The organism is Pyxidicoccus caerfyrddinensis (genome assembly GCF_010894405.1).
Lineage (GTDB): Bacteria > Myxococcota > Myxococcia > Myxococcales > Myxococcaceae > Myxococcus > Myxococcus caerfyrddinensis.
This window is the reverse complement of sequence record NZ_JAAIYA010000014.1, coordinates 101,284-126,476: the sequence shown is the minus strand read 5'-3', so window position 1 is coordinate 126,476 and position 25,193 is coordinate 101,284. Positions and strand designations below refer to the sequence as shown.

General features: G+C 71.0%; 16 protein-coding genes and 1 pseudogene. 6 read left to right on the top strand and 11 right to left on the bottom strand.

Going from position 1 to position 25,193, the window contains the following annotated elements:
* Window positions 1-42 precede the first annotated feature (42 nt).
* The gene (locus tag G4D86_RS31000; RefSeq protein WP_163997684.1) at window positions 43-2,157 is read right to left on the bottom strand and encodes an IPT/TIG domain-containing protein; all 2,115 of its coding nucleotides are present in this window, start codon (window positions 2,155-2,157) and stop codon (window positions 43-45) included.
* A gap of 229 nt (window positions 2,158-2,386) precedes the next feature.
* Here G4D86_RS31000 and G4D86_RS30995 point away from each other — a divergent pair, with 229 nt between their 5' ends.
* The 3 genes from G4D86_RS30995 (at window position 2,387) to G4D86_RS30985 (ending at window position 5,251) form a co-directional block, all read left to right on the top strand.
* Window positions 2,387-3,331, top strand: a complete 945-nt coding sequence (locus G4D86_RS30995) for a DUF4382 domain-containing protein (protein WP_163997683.1) — start codon at window positions 2,387-2,389, stop codon at window positions 3,329-3,331.
* 253 nt (window positions 3,332-3,584) lie between these two features.
* Window positions 3,585-4,730, top strand: a complete 1,146-nt coding sequence (locus G4D86_RS30990; protein WP_163997682.1) for an AAA family ATPase — start codon at window positions 3,585-3,587, stop codon at window positions 4,728-4,730.
* Window positions 4,731-4,870: 140 nt separating this feature from the next.
* Window positions 4,871-5,251, top strand: coding sequence for a DUF5335 family protein (locus tag G4D86_RS30985; protein ID WP_163997681.1), 381 nt, complete (start codon window positions 4,871-4,873; stop codon window positions 5,249-5,251).
* A gap of 154 nt (window positions 5,252-5,405) precedes the next feature.
* Here G4D86_RS30985 and G4D86_RS30980 read toward each other — a convergent pair whose 3' ends face one another.
* From G4D86_RS30980 to G4D86_RS30965, 4 genes are all read right to left on the bottom strand, one after another.
* The gene (locus G4D86_RS30980; protein WP_163997680.1) at window positions 5,406-6,218 is read right to left on the bottom strand and encodes a M57 family metalloprotease; all 813 of its coding nucleotides are present in this window, start codon (window positions 6,216-6,218) and stop codon (window positions 5,406-5,408) included.
* 448 nt (window positions 6,219-6,666) lie between these two features.
* A complete protein-coding gene (locus G4D86_RS30975) occupies window positions 6,667-8,061 on the bottom strand; it encodes an MBL fold metallo-hydrolase (RefSeq protein WP_163997679.1) in 1,395 nt (464 codons plus the stop codon).
* A gap of 146 nt (window positions 8,062-8,207) precedes the next feature.
* Window positions 8,208-8,591 (bottom strand): cupredoxin domain-containing protein, encoded by a 384-nt coding sequence (locus G4D86_RS30970; RefSeq protein WP_163997678.1) that lies wholly within the window; start codon window positions 8,589-8,591, stop codon window positions 8,208-8,210.
* A 151-nt stretch (window positions 8,592-8,742) separates the two neighbouring features.
* Window positions 8,743-13,446 (bottom strand): DNA topoisomerase 3, encoded by a 4,704-nt coding sequence (locus tag G4D86_RS30965; RefSeq protein WP_240360557.1) that lies wholly within the window; start codon window positions 13,444-13,446, stop codon window positions 8,743-8,745.
* A 523-nt stretch (window positions 13,447-13,969) separates the two neighbouring features.
* Here G4D86_RS30965 and G4D86_RS54315 point away from each other — a divergent pair.
* Window positions 13,970-14,092 (top strand): annotated as a pseudogene (locus tag G4D86_RS54315) (30S ribosomal protein S18); the annotation flags it as partial.
* Between the two features lie 436 nt (window positions 14,093-14,528).
* Here G4D86_RS54315 and G4D86_RS30960 read toward each other — a convergent pair.
* The 4 genes from G4D86_RS30960 to G4D86_RS30945 form a co-directional block, all read right to left on the bottom strand.
* Entirely contained in the window at window positions 14,529-16,091 is a 1,563-nt protein-coding gene (locus tag G4D86_RS30960) for a hypothetical protein (RefSeq protein ID WP_163997677.1), read from the bottom strand.
* A 206-nt stretch (window positions 16,092-16,297) separates the two neighbouring features.
* Complete coding sequence (locus G4D86_RS30955) at window positions 16,298-17,485, bottom strand: SDR family oxidoreductase (RefSeq protein ID WP_163997676.1); 1,188 nt, start codon at window positions 17,483-17,485, stop codon at window positions 16,298-16,300.
* Between the two features lie 57 nt (window positions 17,486-17,542).
* A complete protein-coding gene (locus G4D86_RS30950; protein WP_163997675.1) occupies window positions 17,543-18,835 on the bottom strand; it encodes an NTP/NDP exchange transporter in 1,293 nt (430 codons plus the stop codon).
* A gap of 228 nt (window positions 18,836-19,063) precedes the next feature.
* Window positions 19,064-20,365 carry a pyridoxal phosphate-dependent aminotransferase gene (locus G4D86_RS30945; protein ID WP_163997674.1) on the bottom strand — a complete coding sequence of 434 codons (1,302 nt, stop codon included), beginning with the start codon at window positions 20,363-20,365 and terminating at the stop codon, window positions 19,064-19,066.
* Window positions 20,366-20,796: 431 nt separating this feature from the next.
* On the opposite strand from G4D86_RS30945, the gene G4D86_RS30940 reads away from it, so the two are divergent.
* Window positions 20,797-21,804 carry a DUF1028 domain-containing protein gene (locus G4D86_RS30940; RefSeq protein WP_163997673.1) on the top strand — a complete coding sequence of 336 codons (1,008 nt, stop codon included), beginning with the start codon at window positions 20,797-20,799 and terminating at the stop codon, window positions 21,802-21,804.
* 87 nt (window positions 21,805-21,891) lie between these two features.
* Window positions 21,892-22,674 carry an AMIN-like domain-containing (lipo)protein gene (locus tag G4D86_RS30935; RefSeq protein ID WP_163997672.1) on the top strand — a complete coding sequence of 261 codons (783 nt, stop codon included), beginning with the start codon at window positions 21,892-21,894 and terminating at the stop codon, window positions 22,672-22,674.
* Between the two features lie 164 nt (window positions 22,675-22,838).
* On the opposite strand, the gene G4D86_RS30930 is transcribed toward G4D86_RS30935, so the two are convergent.
* Both G4D86_RS30930 and G4D86_RS30925 read right to left on the bottom strand, forming a co-directional pair.
* Complete coding sequence (locus G4D86_RS30930) at window positions 22,839-24,806, bottom strand: 4-alpha-glucanotransferase (RefSeq protein ID WP_163997671.1); 1,968 nt, start codon at window positions 24,804-24,806, stop codon at window positions 22,839-22,841.
* Between the two features lie 87 nt (window positions 24,807-24,893).
* The gene (locus tag G4D86_RS30925; RefSeq protein WP_163997670.1) at window positions 24,894-25,130 is read right to left on the bottom strand and encodes a hypothetical protein; all 237 of its coding nucleotides are present in this window, start codon (window positions 25,128-25,130) and stop codon (window positions 24,894-24,896) included.
* Between the last annotated feature and the right edge of the window lie 63 nt (window positions 25,131-25,193).

Sequence of the window (25,193 nt, the reverse complement as noted above, 5' to 3'; positions counted from 1 at the left end):
CCCGAATGGGAACCGGAGGACGGTGGGGCCCCGGCGCGGGACTCAGGGAGGCGCGCCCTGGGCCACCCAGTCGATGAGCGTCTGCTTCTCCGCCGCGGTGAGCGGCTGCCCCTTGGGCATGGCCGCGCCGGAGCAGGCGGGGCTGCTGTTGGTGGCCAGCACCTTGTCGATGAGCACGCTCTGGCTGCGCAGCGGGCCACACGCCTTCACCAGCAGCGTGGAGGCACAGCCGCTGCTCGTCTGCCCCACCAATTCGCCGTAGGCGCGGCCCGAGGTGAGGTTGATGGGCGTGGACGGGCTGGAGTGGCAGCCGGAGTTGCAGTTCTTCTCGAAGAGGGGCTGCACGTGCGTGGCCAGCGTGACGGCGCGCGTGGCGAGCCCGAACCAGGCCGGCGCGGAGGCGCCACCTCCGGGCGCCGGGTTGGTGACGACGACGGAGGCGGCACCGGACGCGGGCGCCGTCGCCACCAGCGACGCGGGCACCGTCACGGTGAGGCGCGTGGCGCTCCGGGTGGACACGCTCACGGCGGTGCCGTTGAAGGTGACGCTCGCCCCGGAGGCGAAGTCCTGCCCGTCCAGCGTGAGGGTGAAGCCCGCGCCGCCGGCCACCAGGCCGCAGGGAGAGAGCGAGGTGGGGCGGGGCACCGGGTTGGGGCGCACCACGGCGAAGGCCAGCGCGTTGCTGGTGCCGCCGCCGGGCGCGGGGCTCACCACCGTGACGGGGAAGTCCCCCGCCACCGCGAGGTCCGCCGAGGTGAGGTTGGCGCTGAGCGCGCTCGCGCCCTGCACGCTCGTGGGTCGCGCCACGCCGTTGAAGCGCAGCGAGGTGCCGGAGACGAAGCCACTGCCCGTGACGTTGAGGGTGAGCGCGGTGCCGCCCTGACTCGCCTCGGAGGGCGTGAGGCTGGCGAGCGCGGGCACGGGGTTGGGGGCCAGGAGCGAAAGCGTCACGGTGGCGCTCAGCTTTCCATCGGCGTTGCGCACCTGGACGCCGTGGTCTCCCGCGGCGGTGGCGGGCACGTCCACCTCCAGCCGGGTGGCGGCGCAGGTGGCGGGCGTGAGCGCGCTGCCGTCGAACAGCACGGAGGCCCGCGTGGGCGTGCAGTCGTAGCCGGAGCCGGTGACGCCGAGGCGGAAGGCGCGGTCCGCCTCGCCGGGCGAGGGGCTGAGCCCGGTGATGGTGGGCCCGTCGATGAGCGCGGCGGTGAGCGTGCGCGCCGCGCTGGTGCCGCCGCCGGGCGCGGGATTGCGCACCGCCACCTGATGACTGCCCGGCGCGGGGAAGGTCGGCATGCGCGCGCGCAGCGACGTGCCGCTCACCCACGTGGTGGCCACCTCGGCGCCGTCCAGCAGGACGACCGAGCTGGCGGTGAAGTTGCTCCCCGCGAGCGAGACGTCGAAGGCGGCGCCGCCCGTGGCCACCGTGTCCGGGGCAAGCGCCGTGAGCGTGGGGGTGGGGTTGAGCACGCGGAAGACGCGCTCCTCGCTGATGCCGCCGTCCGGCGGATTCACCACGCGCACGCGGTGCTCGGCGGCCTGCGCGTTGATGGCCGCGCTCACCGTGGCCGTGAGGCGGCTGGCGCTGACGAAGCGCGTGGGCAGCGGCGCGCCCCCCAGCTCCACGCGACTGCCTGACTCGAAGCGCGCGCCCTCCAACTGCACGCTCACGTCCGCGCTGCCCACCGCCACCGAGTCCGGCGTGAGGCCGCTGAGCGCGGGGCCTCCCGGCACCGGTTCCGGCACCCCCGCGTCGGAGGGCGCGGGCGCCCCGGCACAAATCCAGGCCGCCACCTGCGCGAGGGCCGCGTCGTCGAGATAGGGCCCGCCCTCGGGCATGCGGTTGGCCGCGTCCGGCAGCAGCTTCGTGTAGAGCAGGCTCTGCTCGGGAGCACCGGGCACCACCCATTGTCGTGCGCCATCGTTGACCGTCGCGGCCCAGAATTGCTGCGCGTTGGTGAAGGTCAGCCCGCCCGCGCCCGTACCGTGACAGCCGGAGCTGGCGCATCCGGTGGACGCGCTGGCCGCGAAGTGGCTCGCATACAGCGCGTCCAGCGAGGCGCTCGCACCCTGCACGCACAGCGGGGAGCCGGACTCGACGACGCGCGCGTCACGCTGCTCCGTGCAGCCCGCGAGGACGCCGAGTGCGAGGGCCAGCACCCTCCAGCGCCAGCGGCCCCGCGGAACAAAATGAGCAGGGCGGGCAGCCTCGAAGACGTGATGAGACATGTCGCCACGGAAGACTCTCCGGAAGCGTCCATGGCCACATCCCGCGCCCGGCCGGAAGCGGACGGCTGGTGGCCGTTCCCGTCATCAGCAGGTCTTCCGCCCGACACATCGCGGGTGGGCCAGGCCGGTGCCCTTCCCGTCCCCCTCGGAGCTTTCTTCCATGAAGACTCGACGCAACCTGGTCTCTTCCCTGCTGCTCGCGGTGAGCATGTTGGGGCTCGCCGCCTGTGGTGACGACAACTCCCGCGTCACGGTGAAGCTGACGGACGCGCCGGGCGACGGCTTCGAGAAGGCCGTGGTCACCATCACCAAGGTGTACCTCAAGGGCGGCGGCGCCGAGGGCAGCGCGGAGGGCTCCGGCGAGGTGGTGCTGCGCGACGACGCCTTCACCACGGACCTGCTCACCCTGGCCAACGACACCGCCGACCTGGTGAAGGACGCCGAAGTCCCGCAGGGCACCTACAAGGAGCTGCGCTTCGTCATCTCCGGCGCGTACGTGCAGGTGAACGAGGACGGCATCAGCCGCGTCTACGCCACGTCCGACTACGCCGAGGTGCCCTCGGGCGTCGAGGTGGACGGTGAGCTGCAGATGCCCAGCCTCTCCACGTCGGGCCTCAAGGTGAAGTTCGCCAACGACGCGGACGTGACGGTGTCCAGCGAGCAGGAGCAGAAGGTCATCCTCGTGGACTTCGACGTGGCGCAGAGCTTCGGCCACGCGGCCGGCGGCTCGAACCGCTGGGTGATGAGCCCCGTCATCAAGGGCGCGGACCTGGAGTTCTCCTCCAACGTCGCGGTGAGCCTGAAGCTGGGCACCGGCGTCACCCTGCCCGTGGTGGGCGACGCGAAGGTGGACCTGTCCGCCTTCAGCGCGGTGCTCGTCAACGCCGAGGGCAGCCGCGAGCCGCTGGCCTTCACCGACGCCAACGGCGACGGCACCTTCGAGGCCAACTTCAAGTTCCTCATCCCCGGCGCCTTCCAGGTGGAAGTCATGGGCCCCGAGGGGCTCGGCTTCACCACCAACCCGGGCCTGCCCGCCAGCGTCACCACCACGGGCGGCGCGGAGTCCAGCGTGGCCTTCACGCTGACGTCCGCCGTCGCGCGCTAGCCAGCGCGTCGAAGGAGCTCCCGGCTCACGGTGCCGTGGCAAGGGCAGCGTGAGCCGGCGCAGTCCAGGCAACTCCAGGCGCGCCAGCGCGAGCAGCGTGCGCCCGACCCCGGCGTCCCGGCAGGCAGGCGGCCAGGGGAGCGCGCGGTCCACGCCAGGCGGGCGCCACACAGGCCTCGGGTGCCTTGTGGACGCGCCGCTCCGCCGGGATGATGCGCCCCTCCGCAAGAGCGTGGAGCCTGGAGCCCCTGGAATGAGCATCGCCCGCACTGGCCTGGAGCCGCGGTCCATCCCCCGTGGTGAGGACGTGCGCTCGCGCGTCGCCGCCCTCGAGGTGCTGTCCCCGCGCGAAATCGACGCGCGCCTGACGGACCTGGGCTACCGCGGGCAGGACGAGGCACGGCGCGCGGCCTCGGTGCTCGCCTACCGCCACCTGCGCCGCATCCGCCGCCTCCACCTGGAGGGGCTCGCCCCCGAGCCGGGCCTGCGGGAGAACTGCCTGTTCCTCGGCCCCACCGGCTCGGGGAAGACGTTCCTCGTGGAGCTGCTGTTCCGCGAAATCCTCGCGGTGCCCACCGTGCTGGCGGACGCCACCCAGTTCTCCGAGACGGGCTACGTGGGCGACGACGTCAACACCCTGCTGTCGCGCCTGTACGAGGTGGCGGACAAGGACGCGGAGTGGGCCGCCTGCGGCGTCATCTGCATGGACGAGTTCGACAAGCTCGCCACCAGTCGCTCCGACAGCCGCTTCGCCGGACAGCAGACCACCAAGGACGTCAGCGGCTTCGGCGTGCAGCGCAGCCTGCTGCACCTGCTCTCCGCCTCCAGCGCGGACTTCCCGGCGGACTTCGGCTTCACCAGCCGCCTGCAGCCGGAGAACATGGACCTGGCCTGCCTCACCTTCATCGCCTGCGGCGCCTTCAGTGGACTGCGCTCCACCGCCGAGGGCATGGCGCGCGAGGAGCGGCTGGGCTTCGGCCGGGAGCCGCGCGCCTTCCAGCAGGAGGCCATCGCCTCGCAGGTATCGCAGGAGCAGCTGGAGCAGACCACCGCCTTCGCCCGCTACGGCTTCATCCCGGAGCTCATCGGCCGCTTCAACCGGCTGGTGTCCTTCGCCCCGCTGGACGCGGCCACCCTGGGCGACATCCTCCAGCACAACGTGCTGCGCGCGTATGAGCGCGAGTTCGAGCAGGAGGGCCTGCGCCTGCTGGTGGAGCCCGCCGTGCGAGAGCACGTGGTGGCGCGCGCCCTCAAGCGCGAGACGGGCGCACGAGGTCTGCGCACCACCCTGGCCCCGCTGCTGGAGGGCGCCGCCTACGAGCACTTCGGCCGGCAGGACGCGTCCGGCACCGTCCGCCTGGTGATGGCGGGCGATGAGGTGCGGGCGCTCGCGGAATAGTCCCGCCGCGGGCCACCGGCCGGCGCTGCGAGGGCGTGGAGGGGGCCTCCCTGCCACACCGGGAGGGCAGGCCCGCCGCTCACCGCGAGCGCACACGCCTTACGGTTTCCTCAGAGAGACGGAAGCCGGAGGCAGCGCACATGCACCACACGCGAGAGATTCCCCGGGAGGGGTGGGCGGACTACCTCGCCCTGCTGAGCAACCTGGAGAAGGACCACTGGGTCCGCATCGAGATGGAGAGCCCGGAACTGGGTGAGCAGCCGCTCGCCAGCCGCCTTCCGCTCATCGAGATTGCCCTCGAGGAGAAGGGCAGCGACCGGGGCTCCGTCGAAATCATCGTCGGCCGGCCGGGGGACGAAATCACCCACCGCATCAGCACGCCGGACCACATCTACGCGGACGAGAGCGAGAGCGGCGAATTGGAGTGCCTCGACATCGAGACGTCGGACCACGTGAAGACGCTCATCTTCTTCGAGCAGTCCAGCGCGGGCGACGAGCTCGGCACCAGCGCACCGATGTAAGGCTCGCCGCTGTGAGGCGCGGCGCCCGGGCGCTGGAAACGACGAAGGCCGGAAGGCGCCCCCTCGTGAGAAGAGGAACCCTCCGGCCTTTGGGCCCTACGCGGCCCGCCAGGGCTCACGCCGTGGCGGGTGCGTCAGCCGTGTACCCAGGTGATTACGGGTACAGCGAGCGGGCGCCGGACTTGTCCAGGCTGGTCAGGACGAGGTCGCCCGTCTGGGTGCCGTTGCACTGGGGGTAGTGCATGACGGAGGAGCGGTCATACGTGGACGTCAGCGCGCGCCACTGGCTGTCCTCGTAGCAGCCGCTCGCCGTGGAGCGGGTGTGCTCGTGACGGAAGCCGAGCGTGTGGCCCAGCTCGTGGCGGAGCACGCCGGTCAGCGTCCAGGGCGAGATGCTGCCGAACGCGCTGGTGGAGATGAGGATGTTGCGGCCCGAGCGGCTGGAGTTCGGGAAGAACGCGCGCGCCAGGTAGGACGTGTCCGTCGTCTGACGCACGTCGAACAGCACGCCCGTCTGGGACGCGGTGCAGTTGCTGTCGTAGGTGCTGCTGTAGACGAAGTTCACGCTCGCGGTGGCCTCCCAGGCCGCCGTCGCGCTGTTCATCGCGTTGACCACGGCCGTCTTGCGCGTGCCGAAGCTGCTGGTGCTGATGCAGTAGGTCAGGTTGCCCTTCTGCGTGGAGCTCCACTTGATGTCGCCGCCGATGTAGTACACCGCCAGGCCGCCCTGGGTGGTGCCCTTCTCCTCGGCGATGTTGTTGTCGTAGAAGCCGCGCAGCTCCTCCTTCGAATCGAAGGCCAGGTCGCCGTCGATGATCCACTTGCCCTCGGCGTCCTGGAAGGCGTTCGCCTGGAACTCCTCCCACGACATGACAGGGGCCTGCGTCTCGGAGGCCTCGGGGCCACCACACGCGGTACCGAGAAGGGCAACACCAGCCATCAGCGCAAAGGTGCGAAACTTGAGCATCGGGAATCCTCTGAAAACGACTGCGGGGGACGCGCCGTCCGCCTGGCTCTCACCAGCCGCGGTCCGGCGCGCCCCGCCCATCAGCAATTGACGGGCCAGCTCCCACTCAGAGGGTGAAAACAGAAATCGCCGCTTAACCTGGAGTATCCGCACTCCATGCCATCACATGGCAATTGTAAACATAGTTTACAATTGCAACTCTAAGTCCACGTGGGGAAAAGGGAATTGCCCCGCACGGGGAAATGTGTGGAAAAAGGACAGTGCTGTCGGGTTGTCAGTCACCGGCACGGGGGTCGCAGCTCCCCGGGGTCCGGGGAGCACGACGCACTCGCGCGCGCAGTGTGAGTCCTACACGGTATTCATCCAGGCCTGCTGCGTCAATCCTTCGACGCAATGCGGCCGGATGAATGCAGTATCGGCGCACCGCGCAAGAAGTTGCTTCGCGCGGCTACAAGAGGGCGCGGCGCACCTTCCAGAAGGTCTCCTTCGCGGCGCGGAAGGCGGCGGAGTCAGCGGGCAGCAGGGTGCGCAGCAGCTCCGCGGACTGCGTCTGCAGGGGCCGCACGCAGTGGGCCTCCACCTTGGCGCGCAGGAAGCCCACCGGGTCTCGGTTGCGGTAGTCGGCGAAGTACGTCTTCAGCTCGTTGCGCGTGCGCGCGCGGCCGTTGTCCGCGTACTTGGCCACGTAGGGGCTGAAGTCCGGGTACAGCCGCCCCTCGCCGAAGTCGCCGTGCAGGGTGGTCTTCATGAAGTTGCCGATGAGCAGGTCGTCGAAGACCTGGTAGCGCACGGCCGTCATCAGCGAGTTGCGCGGCGCCTCGAAGGTGATGCCGCGGCGGAAGCGGCGCGTGTGGAACTCGACGACGTGGTCCTGCCCGCCCACGCGGAAGCGGAGGAAGTCCAGCGCGCTGCCCAGGTGCTCGACGGAGCCGAAGTACTCGCGCAGCGCCTTCGCCTCCTCGGGCTCCAGCAATTCGCTCCAGTCGTCGCCGAACTCCTTCGGGTCCACCGGGCGCAGGGCGCGCTCCTTCGGGCGGATGAGCTCGGTGCTGTCCTTGATGAAGTCCTGCTGGATGAAGGCCGGCAGGAGCGCGCAGGACTGGGACTCGAAGCCGCGGGCGTAGTCCTCCAGCGTGGTGGTGTACTCGGAGGCCCAGATGCTGTCGGCGCGCTGGTACTTGTGCATGGAGCTGAAGGGCACGAAGTAGCGGGCGCCGTAGAACTCGGCCTGGCGGGCGATGGTGCGGCCCACCGGATTCTTCGCCGCGGCGTACGGGACGATGCGCTGCCCGTCCTCGGTGAAGTAGTTGATCATGTCCGCGTCGCCGTAGCCGGACAGGGCCAGGAGGTACGACTCCTTGTAGCCCCGGACGATGCCGCGCACGTAGCGGCCCCAGCCGCGGTCTCCCGCATCGTTGAGGTTGACGATGAGCCGCCCGCCCACGTCCACCAGCAGCACCGCGTCCTGGTTCATGTCCGGCAGGCACATGACGCGGATGCGCGGGGACAGCTGCGTCCACACCCGGTCCGTCAGCATGTGGACGCTGAAGCCCTGGCCGCGCAAGTCATCGCGGATGCGGTTACCGAAGTGATTGGGTACCAACAGCGTGGCCTTGCGCAGCTTCTCCAGCGACTCCGCGCTCAGGTGGTCGGGGTGGCCGTGGGACAGCCACACGTACCCGCACCGCTGGATGGCGTCGCGCTGGGCCTCCGGGACTTCATGCGACAGCGTCCAGCTTCCGAAGTACGCGCCACCGTCCGTCCAGGGGTCCGTCACCAACACCGGACCGTCGTCGTGGCAGATGACCGTGGCATTCCCAATGGTCTCGAAACCCAGTTCCATCTCGCGCTTCCCCCTCGCCCGCGCACCCCCGCGCTGGATGGGCCGAAAGGTGAAGCCCGTGCACAGGGAGGCACAGTGCCCTTGCGTGCAGGGAAAACGATTTCCCGCCTGGCTGGCCGCTCCGGGAGGTGGAGAAGGCCACGGCCCTACTCGACGACGAGCCGGCCCACGCCGTGCTCGAAGTCGTGGTGGACGGTGCAGAAGTAGGGAACCTTGGAGCCGGGGACGGCGTCCTCGGGAATGGTGAAGGAGCGCTCCTCCCCGAGGAACGGGCCCGTGTCGAAGAAGATGCCGTCCGACTCGCCCGGGACGAAACTGCCGGGGTCCGAGGCGCTCGTCGCCGAGTGCGGTGCCGTGTCCATGTTGAGCACCCACACCGTCTGCCCGGGCTTCACCCGGATGTGCGTGGGCGTGTAGTGCCAGTCGTAGATGGTGACGCGGACGCCGTCACTCGGCAGCGGGCCGCAGCCCGCCATGAGGGCCGCCACCAGTCCGACACCCCACCCTTTCACCCACCGAGCGCCTCGCATCCGCGGCCTCCCGTGTCGCCCCCAACGGGACAGATGGACACGGACGGGCCACACGAGGAGTACGAGGGGAGCGTCCGGGCCCCGACACCTGTCGGGCGCACGACGCGGCAGGGCTGGGAATTGCGGAGCCGGTGACACCCGGCCCCGGGCCTCAGCGCCGACGCGAGACGAGGGAGAGGATTTCCGTGCCGTAGCGCTCGGTGAGCGCGGGGCCCACGCCGTGGATGGCCATGAGCTCCCGGCCATTCTCCGGCCGGGCCACGGCGATGGCGCCCAGCACCTTGTCCGTGAGGATGCGGAACGCGGGCACCCTGCGCTTGCGTGCCTCCGCGAGCCGCCAGGCCTTGAGCGCCTCCACCAGCGCCGGAGACGCCTCCGCCCCGTCCGCGTCGCTCAGCACCGCGCGCCGCCCGCGTGACGTGGGGGCCGGGGCATCGTCGTAGACGACGTCCGGGCGCGCCCCGCGGGACGCATTCCAGGAGGACCGGCCCTCCGAGCCTCCCGGGGCATTGGCGCGCCAGTGCGTCGGCCGGTCCGCGTCCCCCGCGTCCGGCGCCGCGCCGCGCGAGCGCGAGGTCCGGGCCGGGCCCGCCTCCCCCGCCGAGCGCGAGGCGCGCTTGCGCGAGGGGCGCTTCGTCGTGGCGCCCGACGCCTCCGCCTTGCCGCGGCGCTTCTTCTTCGTCGCCTTCTCCAGCGGGAGCGGGAGGAACACCTGGCCGGGGTCCACCGCGCGGGTGCGCCGGCCCTCGTCCGTCAGTGACAGGCGCTGGAAGTTGATGACCTGCCCGTCCTTGTCGAACGAGTCCACGTCCAGCCGCGCCAGCCCCGCGCGCACCAGGCCGCCCGCCAGCCGCTCGAAGTCGCGGCGCGGGAGGGCCTCGCCGAACAGCTCGCGGTGGAGCCGGCCCATGGCCTGCCCGTCGCGCTCGTGCAGCGACTCGAGGATGCGCTCCAGCCAGTGACGCTCCGCGGAGGTGGGCTCGACGAAGCGCAGCGTGGCGCACGTCTCGGGCGCGCAGACGTCGCACAGGCCGCACGCCTCGCCGGAGTCCTGCACGTCACCGAAGTGCGACACCAGCTGCTTCATGCGGCAGCCGTGGGCCTCCGCGTAGCGCCCCATCTGCTCCAGGTGCAGAAGCTTGCGCTCGCGCTGCGAGGTGTACGAGGCCATCCACCCCGGCCGCCCGCGCGCCACAGTCTCCTCCGGCGTCATCACCACGCCGCCGTGAATCCAGAGCTGCTCCAGCGCCTTGTCGAACACCTCCGGGTCCCCGCGCACGCGCCCCTGGAGCACCACCTTCGGCTCCAGCTGCGTGCCCGTGGACTGGAACAACCGCTCCAGGACGTGGGGCTCCGGGTAGTCGCGACGGTGGAAGAACTCGTGCGTGCGCCGGTCGATGTACGAGTGCAGCAGCACCGCGCGCGAGGGCTGGCCGTCGCGGCCCGCGCGGCCCAGCTCCTGGTAGTAGCCCTCCAGGCTCGCCGGCAGCGCGGCGTGGATGACGGTGCGCACGTCCGGCTTGTCGATGCCCATGCCGAACGCGGTGGTGGCCACGATGACCTCCAGCGCGCCCTTGAGAAACTCGGCCTGCACGCGGTCTCTCTCGGCGGGCTGGAGGCCCGCGTGGTACGCGGCGGAGGGGAAGTCGCCCGCGAGCATGTCCGCGAGCTGCTCGGCGTGCTTGCGCGTGGCCGCGTAGACGATGGCGGGCCGGTTGTCCTCGTCCTGCAGGAGCGAGTGGATGGCGTCGCCGCGCGCGCCGGGGTTCAGCTCTCGCACTTCGATGGCGATGTTGGTGCGGCGGAAGCCGTGGATGAAGGTGCGCGCCTTCCCGCCGGGCCCGTGCAGCGCGAGCTGCTGGACGATGTCGCGCTGCACGTCCGGCGTGGCGGTGGCGGTGAGGGCCACCACGGGCGCGGGGCGCAGCAGAGGGAGCCGCGAGCCGAGCAGGCGGTAGTCCGGACGGAAGTCATGGCCCCACTGGGAGATGCAGTGGGCCTCGTCGATGGCGATGAGCGCGGGGGTGCGGCGCGCGAGGAACTCCACGAAGCCGGGCACGCCGAGCCGCTCGGGGGCGATGAAGAGGAAGTCGAGCCGCTCCTCCAGGTAGTCCGCGCACACCTGGCGGGACGTGGCCCTGTCCCGCCCGGAGTGGATGCGGTCCGCCGCGAAGCCGAGCGACTGGAGCCGCGCCACCTGGTCCTCCATGAGCGCGATGAGGGGGCTGACCACCAGCGTGGTGCCCGCGCGCGCCAGGCCCGGGAGCTGGTAGCAGAGCGACTTGCCCGCGCCGGTGGGCATGACGAGCAGCAAGTCTTCCCCGGCCGTGGCCGCGCGGCAGACGGCCTCCTGGTAGGGCCGGAACTCGGAGAAGCCGAAGGCCTGCTTCAGCAGCGGCCGGAGCTGGTCCGGCGCCGTGGGCGCGCGAGGCACCCGCGCGGGACGCTGCCCGGCCAGCGGCGCGGTGGGCGCGGCACTCCGGCGTGAAGGTGTCCTGCCTCCCGCCGGGCCCGCGTTCCACGAGGAGGCTTCCGGCGCGGGACCGCGCCAGGCCCGGGAGCCCGTCGGGTCCACGTCCAGGGCGGCCGGAGAGGAGGCGGCGGTGCGGGTCGGTGCGAGGGCGTTGCCGGGAGCACCGGCACGGGCCCCCATGGAGACAGGCGCGGCCTCCCGTCCCGACGACATCACCACCGCGTCCGAGAACGCATTGCTGGAGGCGCTGCGGCGCGGCCCGCCCTGCCCCCCTGACGGCGTCCCCAGGGAGAGCGGAGCGGGCACGGGAAGCCCCGGCGAGGGCGCGGCGGGGAAGGAGCGCGGCGGCGCACTGGCCGGGCTCGTGGGCCCCTGCCCCACCACGTCGATGACGTACTTCTCGATGCCGCGGAGGAACTCGTCGAGCTGGCCCTCGCCACTCTCGATGCGCTGGAGCCACGCCTCCCACTGCCCCGTCATTGCGGGCGACTTCACGTGCGGGTGCACCACCTGGATGAGGTGGATGCCCTTCTCCGTGGCCTCCATCACCTTGCCCGTGCGGCGCAGGTACTCGCGGTCCAGCAGCACCTCGATGATGGCCGCGCGCGTGGCCGGCGTGCCCAGGCCCGTCTCGCGCATCGCGTCCGCGAGCTCCTTCTCGTCGAGCGCCTTGCCCGCCGTCTCCATGGCGGTGAGCAGCGACGCGTCCGAGAAGCGCGGCGGGGGGCGCGTGCGCTTCTTCACCGCCTCCGCGTCCTCCACCTTCTGCGGCTGCCCGCGCTCCAGCCCCGTGGGCAGCGACTGCGGCTCGTCGTCCGGCTCGCGCTCCTCGTCCTCGCCCTTCTTCCCCTCCGCCTTCGGGCGCGGGGCCTTCTTCCCGCCGCCGATGTCCAGCACCTTCCAGCCCACCCGCTCCACCTGCGTGCCGGTGCTCTGGAAGCGGTCCACCACCCGCGCCGCCGCGTCCCCGGACGTCACCGCCGTAATCACCGTGGTGACGCGCCAGACGTGGTCCTCGTGCCAGGCCTGGAGCACCCGGCGGCACACCAGGTCGTAGATGCGCTGCTCGTCCGGCGACAGGCGCACGCCGTCCGGCGACGTGGGCGTGGGGATGATGGCGTGGTGGTCCGTCACCTTCGCGTCATCCACGTACCGCTTGCCGAGCGGCCGCGCGCCCGTGCCCGGCGCCAGGTCCTCCTCGAAGGGCGCGCGGATGGCGTTCACCACCTCCGGCAGCGTGTCCGCCACCGTGCGCGACAGGTGCCGGCTGGCGGTGCGCGGGTAGCTCAAGAGCTTGTGCTTCTCGTAGAGCGCCTGCGCCACCTCCAGCGTGCGCTGCGCGCTGAAGCCGTAGAGCCGGTTGGCGTGCCGCTGCAGCTCCGTCAAGTCGTAGAGGAGCGGCGGCGGCATCTTCTTCTCCTCCGCCTCCAGGGACTCAATCGCCGCGCTGCCTTTGCGCACGCGGTCGATGATGGTCTGGGCCTCCTTGCCGTCCGCGTCCAGCCGGCGGGCCTCGCGCGGGGCCTCGCCGTGCGGCACCACCGGCTTGCCGTCCGGCCCGGAGCGGAACCACGTGCCCTGGTACCGGGCCCCCACGGGCACCGCCTTCGAGCGCGGCACGAAGGTGGCCACCACCTCCAGGTAGTCCCGGGGGACGAAGTCGCGGATGGCCAACTCGCGCTCCACCACCATGGCCAGCGTGGGCGTCTGCACGCGCCCCACGCTCAGCATCTCCCCGTGCCCGCCGTGCGCCAGCGTGTACAGGCGCGACAGGTTCATCCCCACCAGCCAGTCCGCCCGGCTGCGCCCCATGGCCGCGGCGGCCAGCGGCTCGTACTCGCGCCCGTCCGCGAGCTTCTGGAAGCCGTCGCGGATGGCCCGCTCCGTCAGCGAGGACACCCACAGCCGGCGCACCGGCTTGCGGCACCCGGCGGCCTCGTAGATGTAGCGGAAGATGAGCTCGCCCTCGCGGCCCGCGTCCGTGGCGCACACCACGGTGGAGACTTCGGGCGCGTTGAGCACGCGCTTCACCACCCCGAACTGGGTGTGCGTCTCCTTGGAGACGACGAGCGGCCACTCCGCCGGAAGCATGGGCAAGAGCGCGCGGCTCCACTTCTTCCAGTCCGGGCGAATCTCGTGCGGCTGCGCCAGGCCCACCAGGTGGCCGATGGCCCACGTCACCACGTAGCCGTTACCCTTGAGGTAGCCGTCCCCGCGCTCGTTGGCCCCCAGCACCCGGGCGATGTCTCGCGCCACGGACGGCTTCTCCGCCAGCACCGCTAGCACGGAGGCGGAGCCCCGCCCTCCGGCACGAGCGTGCGCGCCGTCATTGCTCCCGAGCCTGTCCTCGCGGGGCGACTCGCCCATCTCGTCCCACCTCATGAAGCCCTGTCCCCTCCCGCCCGCTCCGCCCACGCCCTGGGTAGAGGCCCTGGCGCGCCGCGGAAGCCCTCTCCCCTATCGCGACAGGCTGACATGCCCGAGCCCCGCTGTCCCTACCCGTCACGCCTGCCCGCTCTACGGCCGGCCGAGGAGGAATCCACGCGGGCCGTGTCACATCCGCGTGCGCCCGTTCCCAACGCTCCAGGTCTGAGGAAATGGGGAAACAACCGAGGCATCCCGCCCTCGCATGGTGGGTCCACGCGCGCTGGCGCCTTCGCGCAAGCATTTGGCGCGGCAGAAGAAAACTGCTCCCCGCGCCTGGGTCAGTATGCCCTTGTTGCCAGTCGCCAACGGCGCCTGACGACGAGGGGGAAGCAGCTTCACTGTTGGTGCAGGGGGGGGAGCAGATGTCACACGTCGCGCATGAGTCGGGCCAGGGGATTCCGGGGGGCAGCATGAGGCCCGGTGGCATGTCGCGCGGAGACACAGGGGCCACGATTCGCAGGCCAGGGCGTCAGTCCTGGGGGGAGTGGCAGGGGGCGGTCGAGGGGGAGACAGGGGGAATCGCGGTACCGGCACTGGCCGTCTTCGCGGGGGCGAAGCGGACGCAGCTGGCGGTACTCGCGAAGTCGACCGCCGCCGAGTCACTTCATGAAGTCATGGGGAATGTGACGCGGGTGGCATCCATGCGCCCGCAGACGTTCGGACGGGCCCAGACACTGGCGCGGCTGCGAGCACTCTCGCGGCCCGCGGTGGCCTGGGAGGACGCCGGACGCTCGAAGGGGGAGTCACGGCTCGTGCGGGTGTCGGTACAAGGGGTACCGGACACGCGCCGCACGGAGCCCTGACGCGCACCGGGGGGATGCGCGTCTCGAAAAGGTTCGCTGGAGGGGTCCAAGGCCCTCCGGACACATCAAGGGCGGGTCGGAGGACGTTGCCGCGGGGGCGGTGGCGTCTGCGGTAGGGGGACCCGGGGTCACGCTCGCCAAGAGGGGGAGAGCGAACCCGAGAATGGGTCATATCCGGGGGGTGCTCCGAGTCCATCGGGGCATCCCCCGTAGCTTTTTGCGGGCCCGGCGGCCTCACTCCACGTGCAGCGTCATGGTGCCGGTGAGGGTGCGGTTCACCGTGAGCCACAGCGTGTCTCCGGCGGCGTCCACCGAGACGAAGTAGTCCACGTCCGCCGTGAGCGCCTGTCCGTCCAGCGTGACGCGGGTGGGTGGCGTCGAGGCGGTGTAGCCGCGCAGCACCACCAGGGGGTGCGTGAGGCTGCGGGCGCCGGCCTCGAAGCGGAGCGTGGCGCGGTTGCTGGCGGCCTGGGCCTCCCAGGTGGCGTAGACGGGGTTGTAGCCGGGCACGTCGTACGTCACGGCGTCGGCACGTCCCACGCCTCCGGGGCCGCGGGTGGCCACGGTGCCCTCGGTGGCCATCAGCCGGACGCCCTGCCAGGCCTCCACCTCGGCGGCCAGCTTCAGCACCGGGTTGCTGGCATGGGTGCCCAGTACCAGGAAGGTGGAGTAGCTCTGGTAGGGGTGGCCGGAGAGGTTGGCGTCGTCGCCATAGCGCGGGTACTGGCGCTGCCCCACCGCGCCGAAGTTGCTGCCCCACGCCAGGCGGTGCGACTGGGTGGTGGTCGGCAGCTCGTACTGGTTGAGCTGGTACGTCCAGTTGTAGTCCACGGGCATGGGGCCGTCCGCGTCGCGAGCGCCCCGGCTGGGGTAGAGCCAGTAGCCGCCCGCGGGCTTCTGCTCCCACGTCTGCGTCTGCACCACGCCCATCTCCGCGTCCGGCGCCGCCGTCCACATGCGGGTGTAGGGGACGACGTTGGGAGCGGCATAGTCCCAGCCGGTGTTCATCGTCACCGGGGAGGAGAGCGTGACGAAGCGGTTGCGGTCCCCCCAGCCCAGGCCGGCGATTTCGGCGTTGGCGTTGTCGTCGAAGAGCAGGTCGCCGTAGGGCGAGCGCACGTCGGCTTCGATGAGGTCGGCGGCGAAGCCCGAGGCGTCGTGCGTAATCGCGTAGAGCGGGTGGCTCCGGCCGGTGGCGAAGAGGTAGTGCACGGTGACGTTGACGACGTGGCCGTCGAGCGGGAGCGGCCAGCGGAACTCGTGCAGCGCGTGGTGGCGGCCCTCGAAGAGGGTGCGGCCGGTGCCGCGGATGCCCTCGGTCCAGTTGCCCCAGGTGGCGCCGTCCTTGAGGTGGCACACCACCATGCCCCAGCCGGGGACCTGGTCGTGCGCGCCGTCACAGGTGCGCGTGGCGCCCTGCACCTCGTAGGTGTAGCGGCGCAGGTAGCCGCCGTTCCACCCCGCCGGGTCCGTGGCGTCGTTGCGCACGAGCGCGGCCGAGCGCGGCCGGCAGTCGTCGTCACGCCAGGTGTAGTGGTCGGTACGGAAGCCATCGAGTTGCAAATCACGCTCGAGCTTCAGCGGAGCGCAGGCGCCCGTCTCGACCGTGCCGGCATCCGTGTCGTCCGTGCCGGCATCCGTGTCGTCCGTGCCCGCGTCCGCGACGCCCGTGCCGGCATCCAGCGGGTCGTCGGGCTTCACCTCCTTGCCACCGCAGGCCGCGAGCACCAGGGCCAGCAGCACGCTCAGCGCGCGGGCTCGCGGCAGGAAGACGGAGAGGTTCAGGTCGGGCGTCATCGTCGCTCCCTCGCGGCGGACAGAGACTCCACCGTGAGGGCGAGCCGTGCCGCGCACCTCTCCTGTCAAGCTGTCTACCCGGTTGCAAGAACTGGCGGGGTGGAGTGCCGGGAATCCACCGGGACAGCCACGCCGAGCGCACCCGCGCCGAGGAGGCCCGTACACCCTCGGGCCTCCCCGTCACCGTCATCCGCGCCTGAGGGCCGTCAGCCCGCCTTCGCGGTGCCCTTCTCCTGGTGCCAGGCCGCGAGCACTTCCTTCTCGCGCTCGGCGGTGACGCCGGCATACAGCTTCGCCTGACGCTCGGGCGGCAGCGTCTTGAACCACGCCAGCGTGTCGCGAATCGTGTCCGCCGTGGGCCGGAAGGTGAGGCCCGTGGCCACCGCCTTCTCGATGCCAATCCTCCCCAGTCCCTTCTCCTCACCCGTGCGCGGCACCCACACCGGCATGTCCGTCCAGGCCGCCACCTTCTGCTTGTCCAGGAAGGCCGTGTCCACCCACGTGAAGCTCGCGTCGCTGCCCGTGGTCTTCTTGGTCAACTCCAGCAGGTCCTCCATCAGCACCGGCTGGCTGGGGCCCGTGGCGTTGAAGACGCCCTTCGTGCGGCGCTCGACGCCGAGGATGATCCACGCGGCCAAATCTCGCGCGTCGATGAACTGCGTGGGGTCCTGCCCGTCACCCGGCGCCAGCACCTCGCCGCCGCGCGCCACGCGCACCGGCCAGTAGGTGAAGCGGTCCGACGGGTCGTCCGGCCCGACAATCAGGCCCGGGCGCACGTTGAGGACGCGGCCCGGCATGGCCGTCTCCGCCGCCTTCTCGCACAGCGCCTTCAGCGCGCCGTAGTTCTCCATCACCTTCTCATCCGTCTCGTCCGTCATCGTCGCCACCGGCGAGGACTCGTCGACGCCGTACTGCGACAGGTCCTTGTAGACGGAGATGGAGGAGACGAAGACGTAGTGCTCCACGTTGGGCGCCAGCAGCTCCGCCGAGGCCTTCACGATGCGCGGCACATAGCCGGAGGTGTCCACCACCGCGTCCCACTTGCGGCCCTCGAGCGCCTTCAGGCCCGTGTCCTTGCTCGGGTCGCGGTTGCCCTGCAGCTTCTCCACGTCCGGGAAGAGGCTGGGGTTGGTGCGGCCGCGGTTGAACAGGGTGACGGTGTGGCCGCGCGAGCGCGCGAACTCCACCAGCGCCGGGCCCAGGAACTGGGTGCCGCCGAGGATGAGGATGTTCTGCGGCTTGCCCGGCGGCGGCACCTTCGCGGCCTGCCCCTGCGCGCCCGTGTCCGCATCCGTACCGCCCGCGCCGGACTTGCTCGACGAGGCACAGCCCAGCGCCCAGAGCGAGCCCACCGCGGCCGCTCCCTGAATCACTCCTCTGCGGGACAGCTTCATGCCGTGTTTCTCCTGTTGCCCTGTTGCTTCGAGGGACTGCGTGCGGACGGGCCGCCTTCAGCGGGCCGGGACATTATCGGGAACCGCGGGCCCGAGCGTGGCCGGAGTGCCGGCGTGCTTCCGCTGGTGTCGCGCGAGGTACAGCGACACCGCGAGCCACAGCCCCGCCAGCGGCACCGCCACCAGGGACAGGCCCGACATGCTCATGCCCAGGCCCTTGAGCCCCTCCTGGAGCCACCCGCTCAGCGTGTCGCTGCCCCGGTACACCACCGTGTCGATGAAGCTCTTCGACTTGTAGCGGGCCTCGCGGTCCACCGTGGTGAAGAGGATTTCCCGCGACGGGCGCTCCAGCGCGTAGTGGCTCGCCCCACGCACCGACTTGAAGGCAATCAGCACTCCCAGCACCGGCACCGCGGCCAGCCCCAGGAAGCCCAGCGCGGTGAGCACCGGCGCCACCGCCATGGCCGCGCCCAGCCCCAGCTTCGAGATGAAGCGCCCCGTCACCAGCGCCTGCAACAGCAGCGTCGCCAGCTGCACGTAGAAGTCGATGTCGCCGTACAGCGCGGTGCGGTGCGCGGCGTCCTTGCCCACCTCGGAGACGAGCCGCACCTCCTGGAAGTTGATGAACGTGGACGTGGCCGCGTACAGCAGCACCTGGAGCCCGAGCGCCAGCAGGAACGGCGACGTCACGAGGAGCCGCAGCCCGGCGAGCACGCCGCCGCCCACGGGGCCCTCCGCGGCCGGGGGCTGGTGCTGGACGTCATGGGCCCAGTTCGCCAGCCGGCGCACGCACTGCGTGCTCACCTCCAGCAGCACCACGGTGATGAGGATGAGGTTGACGGGGCCCAGCGGCTTCGCGAGGCGCCCCACCAGGAAGGGCCCCACGAGCATGCCCGTGGTGCCTCCCGCGGCGATGAAGCCGAACAGACGCTTGCCCTGGCCGCTGGCGAAGACGTCCGACATGAAGCTCCAGAAGATGGAGACGACGAACAGGTTGTAGACGCTCAGCCACACGAAGAAGACGCGCGACACCAGCACCGGCGCCACTCCCAGCTTCAGCAGCGCGAACAACACCAGCAGGCACAGCAGGAAGAAGCGATACACGAGCGGAATCACGACGCGCCGCGGCCAGCGCGCCACCACGGCCGAGAAGGCCGGCACCACCGCCAGCATCACCAGGAACGTCGCCGTGTAGAGCTCGGGCAAATCCTTCACGCTGCCCGCCGTGCCCAGCTCCGTGCGGATGGGCTTGAGGATGGCGTAGCCGCACATCAGCGTGAAGAAGTAGAGGAACGAGCCGAGGACCGCGCCCACCTCCTCGTCCCGGACGTCCACGAATCGCTTGAGCATGGTGAGGATGGCACGCGTTGAGGGAAGCCCGGACGCCTGAGTCCCGGCCGGGCACGGGCCCGGACCAACGGAAGCCCGGGCAGTGTATTCCCGGGTTCCCCGTCCGGAAGAACGTCCGGTTCCGGCCCGAAAATGCCGTGAGACCTGGCGTCCCCGGGTCCGTTCTCCAGGGCCCGGGCACGGTGGGGACCTCGTGCGGACGGTGCCCCACCGGATGGCTGGGACGGACTACTTCCCGGCGGCGAGCGCCTCGCGGAGGGCGGCCTCCACGCGGGGCAGGGCCTCCTCGATTTCCTTCACCGAGGTGGCACCGACGGACAGGCGGAACCAGCCGGTGTCGGCGGGGAGGCCGAAGGCCTGGAACGGCACCACCGCGAAGCTGGCCTTCTCCAGCAGCAGCTTGCGGATGTCGTCGTTCGTCTTCAGGCCGCCCTTGCCAATCAGGTCGAAGCGCACGCTGAGGTAGATGGCGCCCTGCGGGGCGATGTGCTGCACCGGCAGGCCCGCCTCGCGCATCCGCGTGAAGCCCTTGTGCAGCGCCTCCAGCCGCTCGTCCACGCGCTGGCGCATCACCGTGAGGAAGGACTCGGTGGCCTGCGTGTCGTCGAGGTAGCGGGCCACCGCCACCTGCTCGGCCTTGGGCGCCCAGGCGCCCACGTGGCCCAGCACGTCGCGCATGCGGGCGATGATGGTCGGCGGGCCCACGCCCCAGCCCACGCGCACGCCGGTGGCGGCGAAGGCCTTGGAGATGCCGTCCACGAAGACGGTGTACGGCGCGATTTCGGGCACCAGCTCCACCGGCGTCACGTGCTTCACCGCGCCGAAGCTCAGCACCCAATAAATCTGGTCGTACATGAGGATGAGCGGCTTCTGGCCGCGCTTCTCACGCTCGCGGTTCTCCGCGACGACGCGCTCGCAGATGGCGGCCAGCCCGTCCGGCGAAATCATGGTGCCGGTGGGGTTGAGCGGGCTGCACAGGCACAAGAGGCGCGCGGAGGGCAGGTGCGGCGCGAGCTGCTCCACGGTGGGCATGAAGCCGTGCGCGGGGTCCGTCTCCACCACCACGCTCTTGGCGCCCATGATGTACGCGTAGTGGTTGTTGTTCCACGACGGCACCGGGTAGACGACCGTCTCACCCTCGTCGAGCACGGCGCGGTAGGTGCCGTAGATGATGGGGCGGGCGCCGCCGGCGATGACGATGCCCTCCAGCGGGTACTTCAGGCCGAGCGCGCGCTCGTAGAAGCGCTGCACCGACTGGCGCAGGTCGAGCACGCCGTCGGACGGCGGGTAGTTCGTCTCCCCGGCCTGGAGCGCGGTGGCGATGTTCTGCCGCAGCCCGTCGGGGATGGGGAACTCCTTCGGCGCGAAGTCGCCCACCGTGAGGTTGCACACCTTCTGGCCTTTGGCGACGAGCTCCCGGATTTGCGCGGCGATCTTGAGGATCTCGCTGCCGACGAGACCCCTCGCCATGGTGCCCACGGTGGAATCATCCCGTGACGGGCGGGGAAGGGAGGTGAGGTCGATTGCCATGAGGTGTTGCTCTCCGGTTCGTTCGCGTTGAAGGGGGCCACGCGGACTGCGGCCGGGCGCGCACCATAACCGCGGCCCGGCCCTCCGTGTGTCATGCATTTGCATCCGGTTGCCGGAGCGCCGCTGTTTCAATTTTCCGGGAAGTGACACACGCCGGCTCCACCGTGTTCCGGGCAGCCAGGACACCGGGCCCTCTCCGGAAAGGTCGGAGCGCCTCGGCCGGTGAGACTCCGCGAAGCCCCAGCCGGCCGGTATTCCGGGGCCGTCCCGAGTCCCCGATATGAGCAGGCAGGCGCGTCGTTTTTCGTCCCGACAGTGCCCGGGGCGGATGGCATCGCGGCCCGGGACTCCACAACCCACCCCGTGGAACCCCACCGCCGCGCGGACTTCACGCGTGTCGGATGGGAGTCCCTCGTCCCGAGGTCCCCACCATGAAGCTCCTCGAGCGCAGCCTGCTGGTCCTCTCGTCCCTGCTGCTGGCGTCCTCCACCGCGTCCGCGGCGGACCGTCCCGCCGTCAACACGCGCCTGTTCGGCACGCGCGCCATCGTCGCGTGCGACCCGGTGGAGAAGTCGTGCGGCATGGCCGTCATCTCCTTCCCCAGCGGCGTCAGCGGGCTGGTGCCCTACGGGCGCCCGGACGTGGCGGTGGCCTCCATGTACCTGCCGTCGGTGGATGACGCGAATGCCGTCATCGCCCGCATCGACTCGGGCGACTCGCCGCAGGCCGCCGTCGACACGGTGATGGCGGCGGACCCGTATGGCGCGTACCGCCAGCTCGCCGCGGTGAAGCTGAACCCCGACGGCAGCGTGACGGTGGGCCAGCGCACGGGTGAGGAGAGCAGTGACTTCCGGTGCTCCGTGAAGGGCGCCACCTACGTGGTGCAGGCGAACAACCAGACCACCGCCGACATGTGCCGGGTCATGGCCGAGAGCTTCGACAAGGCCCGGGGCAGCCTGCCGCAGCGGCTGTTCGCCTCGCTCAAGGCCGGCTCGCGCGTGGGTGGGGACCGCAATGGCGAGCGCTCCGGCGTCGTGCGGGTGTGGAACAGCACGGACGACTCCGCCTTCTACACGCACGTGATTGCCGAGGCCGTCACCCACGGCAGCACCACGGCGATGCGCGACTTGGAGGTGCAGCTGAACCGCTACCAGGGCGGCCTCGCCGTGACGTACACGGCGGACCTCGTGGCGCTGGACCGGGAGAACACCAAGGTGGTGAAGCGCGCGCTGCACAAGCTCGGGTACTACCGCGGGCCCATGGATGCCAGCTGGCCCCAGAGCGCCGAGCAGGCCCTGGCCGACTTCGTGTGGAACAACCTCTTCTTCGAGAAGCCCACCGTGGTGGTGGACGGCGTGCGGAAGATTGACGGTGTGCTGGTCAACTTCCTGCGCGACGCGGACCTGGGCGCGCTCGTCGGCCCAACACCGGGGCAGTGAGACGCGCGGTGATGCTGGCACCCGGGCGCCGCTCGTGAGAGATGGGGGCCACCGGCCCTCACCGAGCGGGCCGCCAGGAGACGGACGATGCGCAGGCTGACGTCGCTGTGGCTCGCGGGGTGTATCGGAATCGCCGGGTGCTCGAAGAAGGAGGAGGGGCCTCCGCATCCCGCGGCGGAGTTGCCCGCTCCGGAGGATTCACCCGCCCAGCCCTCGGGCCCGCCGCCGGGCACCCTGCCCCGTGAGGGCGAGGCCGCCGCGAAGCCACCCGTGCATGTCGTGCTCCCCAGTGACGGGGGCATGGTGCCGGTGGCCCAGGCGGAGCAGGAGCCGGAGGATGCTCCCGAGGCGGCGCCCACGCCTCCCCCGGTGCCTCCGACTCCGGCGCCTGCTGCTGGGGCTGCGACGGGGCAGCCTCCCGAGGACGTGAAGAACCGCGAGTGGACGGCGGGCAACGTGACGCTGAAGCGCGCCCCGGGCATGCCGGTGACGCTGCGCTCGGTGCGTGCGGGGCAGCACGCGGACTTCGACCGCGTGGTGTTCGAGTTCGACGGTGCCAGTCTCCCGGGTTACCGCCTGGAGTACGTGGACAAGCCCATCATCAAGTGCGGCTCGGGAGACCCGACGACCGTGGCCGGCAAGGGCTGGCTCCAGGTGACGCTCACTCCCGCGCGGGGTCACGACGACAAGGGACAGGCCACCGTCGCGGAGCGGGAGCTGAAGCCCGGCCTGCCCGTCATCCTCGAGCTGGAGCGCACGTGTGACTTCGAGGGCGAGGTGACGTGGGTGCTCGGCAACAAGGGGCCCAACAAGTACCGCGTCATGGAGCTGCACGAGCCGACGCGACTCGTGGTGGACGTGCAGCACTGACGTCACCGTGAGGAGCGCGGCTCCGTGGAACCGCGCTCCTCGCCGGGTTCATGCACTCGTGCAGGGGATGAGGGCTCGCGAAGTCCCGACGCCACCGTGAAGCTTGCCTGTCGGTCCGAGCCGGACGCGTCACGGCTCGCCTGTTGGTCCGCACCGTGGATGCGTCACGGCCTGGCGCGTAGCTCGCCTGCAAGCCGGTCCAGGCCGGCGAGCAGAGTATGATGTCGCTTGCGGGTCTCGGCGCCTCTCGCGCGCAGGGCCATGGCCAGCGCCGCGGGCACGTTCAGCGCCGCGTCACCTCGGAGCCGCTCGCGGTACTCGCGGGCCCAGTCCTGCGGCACTCGCAGGGACCAGTTCCGCGCGTCCACCGTGCCGGGCGTGTTGTACGTCTCCGTCATTCCCAGCAGGTCCGTGAAGAACACCATGACATTGCGCGCTCGGCTGGCGAACAGGTCCGCCACCTTCGCCTGCGCCAGCAGCCCCGGGTCCGCCGCCAGCCTTTGCGCGAAGTCCTCTCGCTCTGCTTCCTCCGGACACAGGCGCCACGCGAGGTAGTCCGCCTGCGCCTTCAGCTTGCCGCGCCACTGCCACTCCCCCACCAGTTGCCACAGGGACTTCGTGTCGTGGTTGCCCACCATCACCCAGTCCTCGGGCGCCACGTTCTCACTGCGGTACACGTCCGCCGGGTTGCTCAGGTCCGCCTTCTGCGTCACGCGGAAGCGCCCCAGCCCGTACTGCGCCAGCACCCGCTCCAGCGGATACGGCAGCGTGCTGAGCACTTCGCCGAGCAAATCTCCGAGGTCCCGCCCGTTGCGCCGCGCCGCGCTCACGATTGTGTCGAAGAGGACGCTGTAGCGGCGCACCTGCTCCGGCGTGAGGTACTTCACCTCCCGGTCCGCGTATCGGGGCACCGTGCGGTCCAGTTGCTCCGGGTGCACCAGCGCGTAGCGCGCGAGGTCCGGATGGTCCTGCAGGTCCGGTGACGAGAAGAGGCGCGCCCCGTGCTGCACGGCCCACAGCGCATCCATCGCGTCCGCGCGGTACACCCACGGGCACACGAGTCCGTGCGGATGGTCCAGCCGCAGCCCGTCGTACTCGCCGAGCATCTTGTCCATGCGCGCGTTCATGAAGCGCAGCACCGGCCCGGCCCGCTGCCCCGCGGCCACGCCCGCGTCGTCGTCCTCGAAGTACTGCTCCGGGTCCAGCACGGGGTAGTTCCACGGCTGGCCATCCGGATTGGTGCGGCTGGGCGGCGCGCCCATGAGGTAGCTGCGCAGGAAGAGCCCCTGCCACGCCCACGTGTCTTGCGGCGAGAAGCCAATCTGCAAGTCGCCGTACAGCTTCAGCCGCCACTCCGCCGTGCGCTCCCGCAAGGACTGGTGCTGCACATGCACGATGAACTGGAAGAAGGCGTAGCGCTCCAGCGCGTCCGCGTACCGGGCCTCCAACTCCACGAGGCGCGCGGCGGCCGCGGCTTCCTCCTCACGGCGGGGGCTCCACAGCCGTCCGTCGAGCGAGTCGCTCCAGCGCCTCCAGTCCGGCTCGTGCTTCTCCTCGCACAACACGTCGAAGAGGGCGTCGCGGAGCAGCCACGCATGGTGTTGCCGGCGAAAGGTGCCGAAGCGTGCGGCCAGCGCGTGAATGGCGGGAGACGCGTCCGGGGCTTCGCGCTGGCGGCGGAAGGACTCCCAGGCCTCGTGCAGCGCGGTGAGCTGCGTGCGGAAGGCGTGACGGTAGCGCTCCCCCGGGCTGGCACCGTGCGGACGGTTCGCGGAGAGTGCGGCCACACGTCCACGCGGGAGGAGCGCCCCCCACGGCTCGGGCTCCTCCAGCGGCGCGAGCGCCACGTTGAGGAGGTTTCGCGAGAAGAGCGTGCCGTCATATGGCGACGCGTTGAACTCGGTGGTCTGTCCCTGCGGCCCGAGCTGGATGCCGTTGAAGCCCAGCTCCCGCGCGAAGGCGAGGAAGCGTGCCGCCCCTTCCGAGTATGGCGAGCCCCAGCCCGTGTCCTCCTCGGGGAGGCTGGGGAAGCTCGGGTCGTGGATGCTCAACACGCAGTTGCGGACATCGAGCGCGGCGAGCGCCTCGGTGACGAGCCGGTGGTGGTCTTCGGGCAGCGGCGCTGGAGCCATATCGTGCAGCGACCGACCCTACGGGCCTCCGCGCGAGGCGCCAACCGTCCTGGTGGGCCAGACGTTCAACATCAACGTCCGGCGAGCTCAGGACCCGAGTGGATGCACCTTGACGAGCCGGCCCACCACCGCCGTCCGCTGGGCCCACCCGTTGATGCGGCCCACGTTGTTGCCGATGAGCACCCGGTCCTTCGTGGCCTGCTTCACCAGGTGCAGGAGGACGCCGCCCTTCCACCGCACCAGCACCACATCCCCGGTGTCCACCTCCTGTGGGTCCACCGGTCCCAGCGTCACCCGCTGCCCGTCCTCGATGCGGCCCCGCATGGAGCCTCCTCGTGGACGGACGGTTACCTGCTCACCTCGTTCGAGCGCCTGAAGCGCATCCGT

Bases quoted from the DNA above. Each gene is read 5' to 3' on its own strand.
- G4D86_RS30940 (WP_163997673.1), top strand. From the start codon at position 20,797: ATGAAGCTCCTCGAGCGCAGCCTGCTGGTCCTCTCGTCCCTGCTGCTG.
- G4D86_RS30945 (WP_163997674.1), bottom strand. From the start codon at position 20,365: ATGGCAATCGACCTCACCTCCCTTCCCCGCCCGTCACGGGATGATTCC.
- G4D86_RS30925 (WP_163997670.1), bottom strand. From the start codon at position 25,130: ATGCGGGGCCGCATCGAGGACGGGCAGCGGGTGACGCTGGGACCGGTG.
- G4D86_RS30975 (WP_163997679.1), bottom strand. From the start codon at position 8,061: ATGGAACTGGGTTTCGAGACCATTGGGAATGCCACGGTCATCTGCCAC.
- G4D86_RS30970 (WP_163997678.1), bottom strand. From the start codon at position 8,591: ATGCGAGGCGCTCGGTGGGTGAAAGGGTGGGGTGTCGGACTGGTGGCG.
- G4D86_RS30990 (WP_163997682.1), top strand. From the start codon at position 3,585: ATGAGCATCGCCCGCACTGGCCTGGAGCCGCGGTCCATCCCCCGTGGT.
- G4D86_RS30965 (WP_240360557.1), bottom strand. From the start codon at position 13,446: ATGAGGTGGGACGAGATGGGCGAGTCGCCCCGCGAGGACAGGCTCGGG.
- G4D86_RS30960 (WP_163997677.1), bottom strand. From the start codon at position 16,091: ATGACGCCCGACCTGAACCTCTCCGTCTTCCTGCCGCGAGCCCGCGCG.
- G4D86_RS30995 (WP_163997683.1), top strand. From the start codon at position 2,387: ATGAAGACTCGACGCAACCTGGTCTCTTCCCTGCTGCTCGCGGTGAGC.
- G4D86_RS30980 (WP_163997680.1), bottom strand. From the start codon at position 6,218: ATGCTCAAGTTTCGCACCTTTGCGCTGATGGCTGGTGTTGCCCTTCTC.
- G4D86_RS30935 (WP_163997672.1), top strand. From the start codon at position 21,892: ATGCGCAGGCTGACGTCGCTGTGGCTCGCGGGGTGTATCGGAATCGCC.
- G4D86_RS30930 (WP_163997671.1), bottom strand. From the start codon at position 24,806: ATGGCTCCAGCGCCGCTGCCCGAAGACCACCACCGGCTCGTCACCGAG.
- G4D86_RS30985 (WP_163997681.1), top strand. From the start codon at position 4,871: ATGCACCACACGCGAGAGATTCCCCGGGAGGGGTGGGCGGACTACCTC.
- G4D86_RS30950 (WP_163997675.1), bottom strand. From the start codon at position 18,835: ATGCTCAAGCGATTCGTGGACGTCCGGGACGAGGAGGTGGGCGCGGTC.
- G4D86_RS30955 (WP_163997676.1), bottom strand. From the start codon at position 17,485: ATGAAGCTGTCCCGCAGAGGAGTGATTCAGGGAGCGGCCGCGGTGGGC.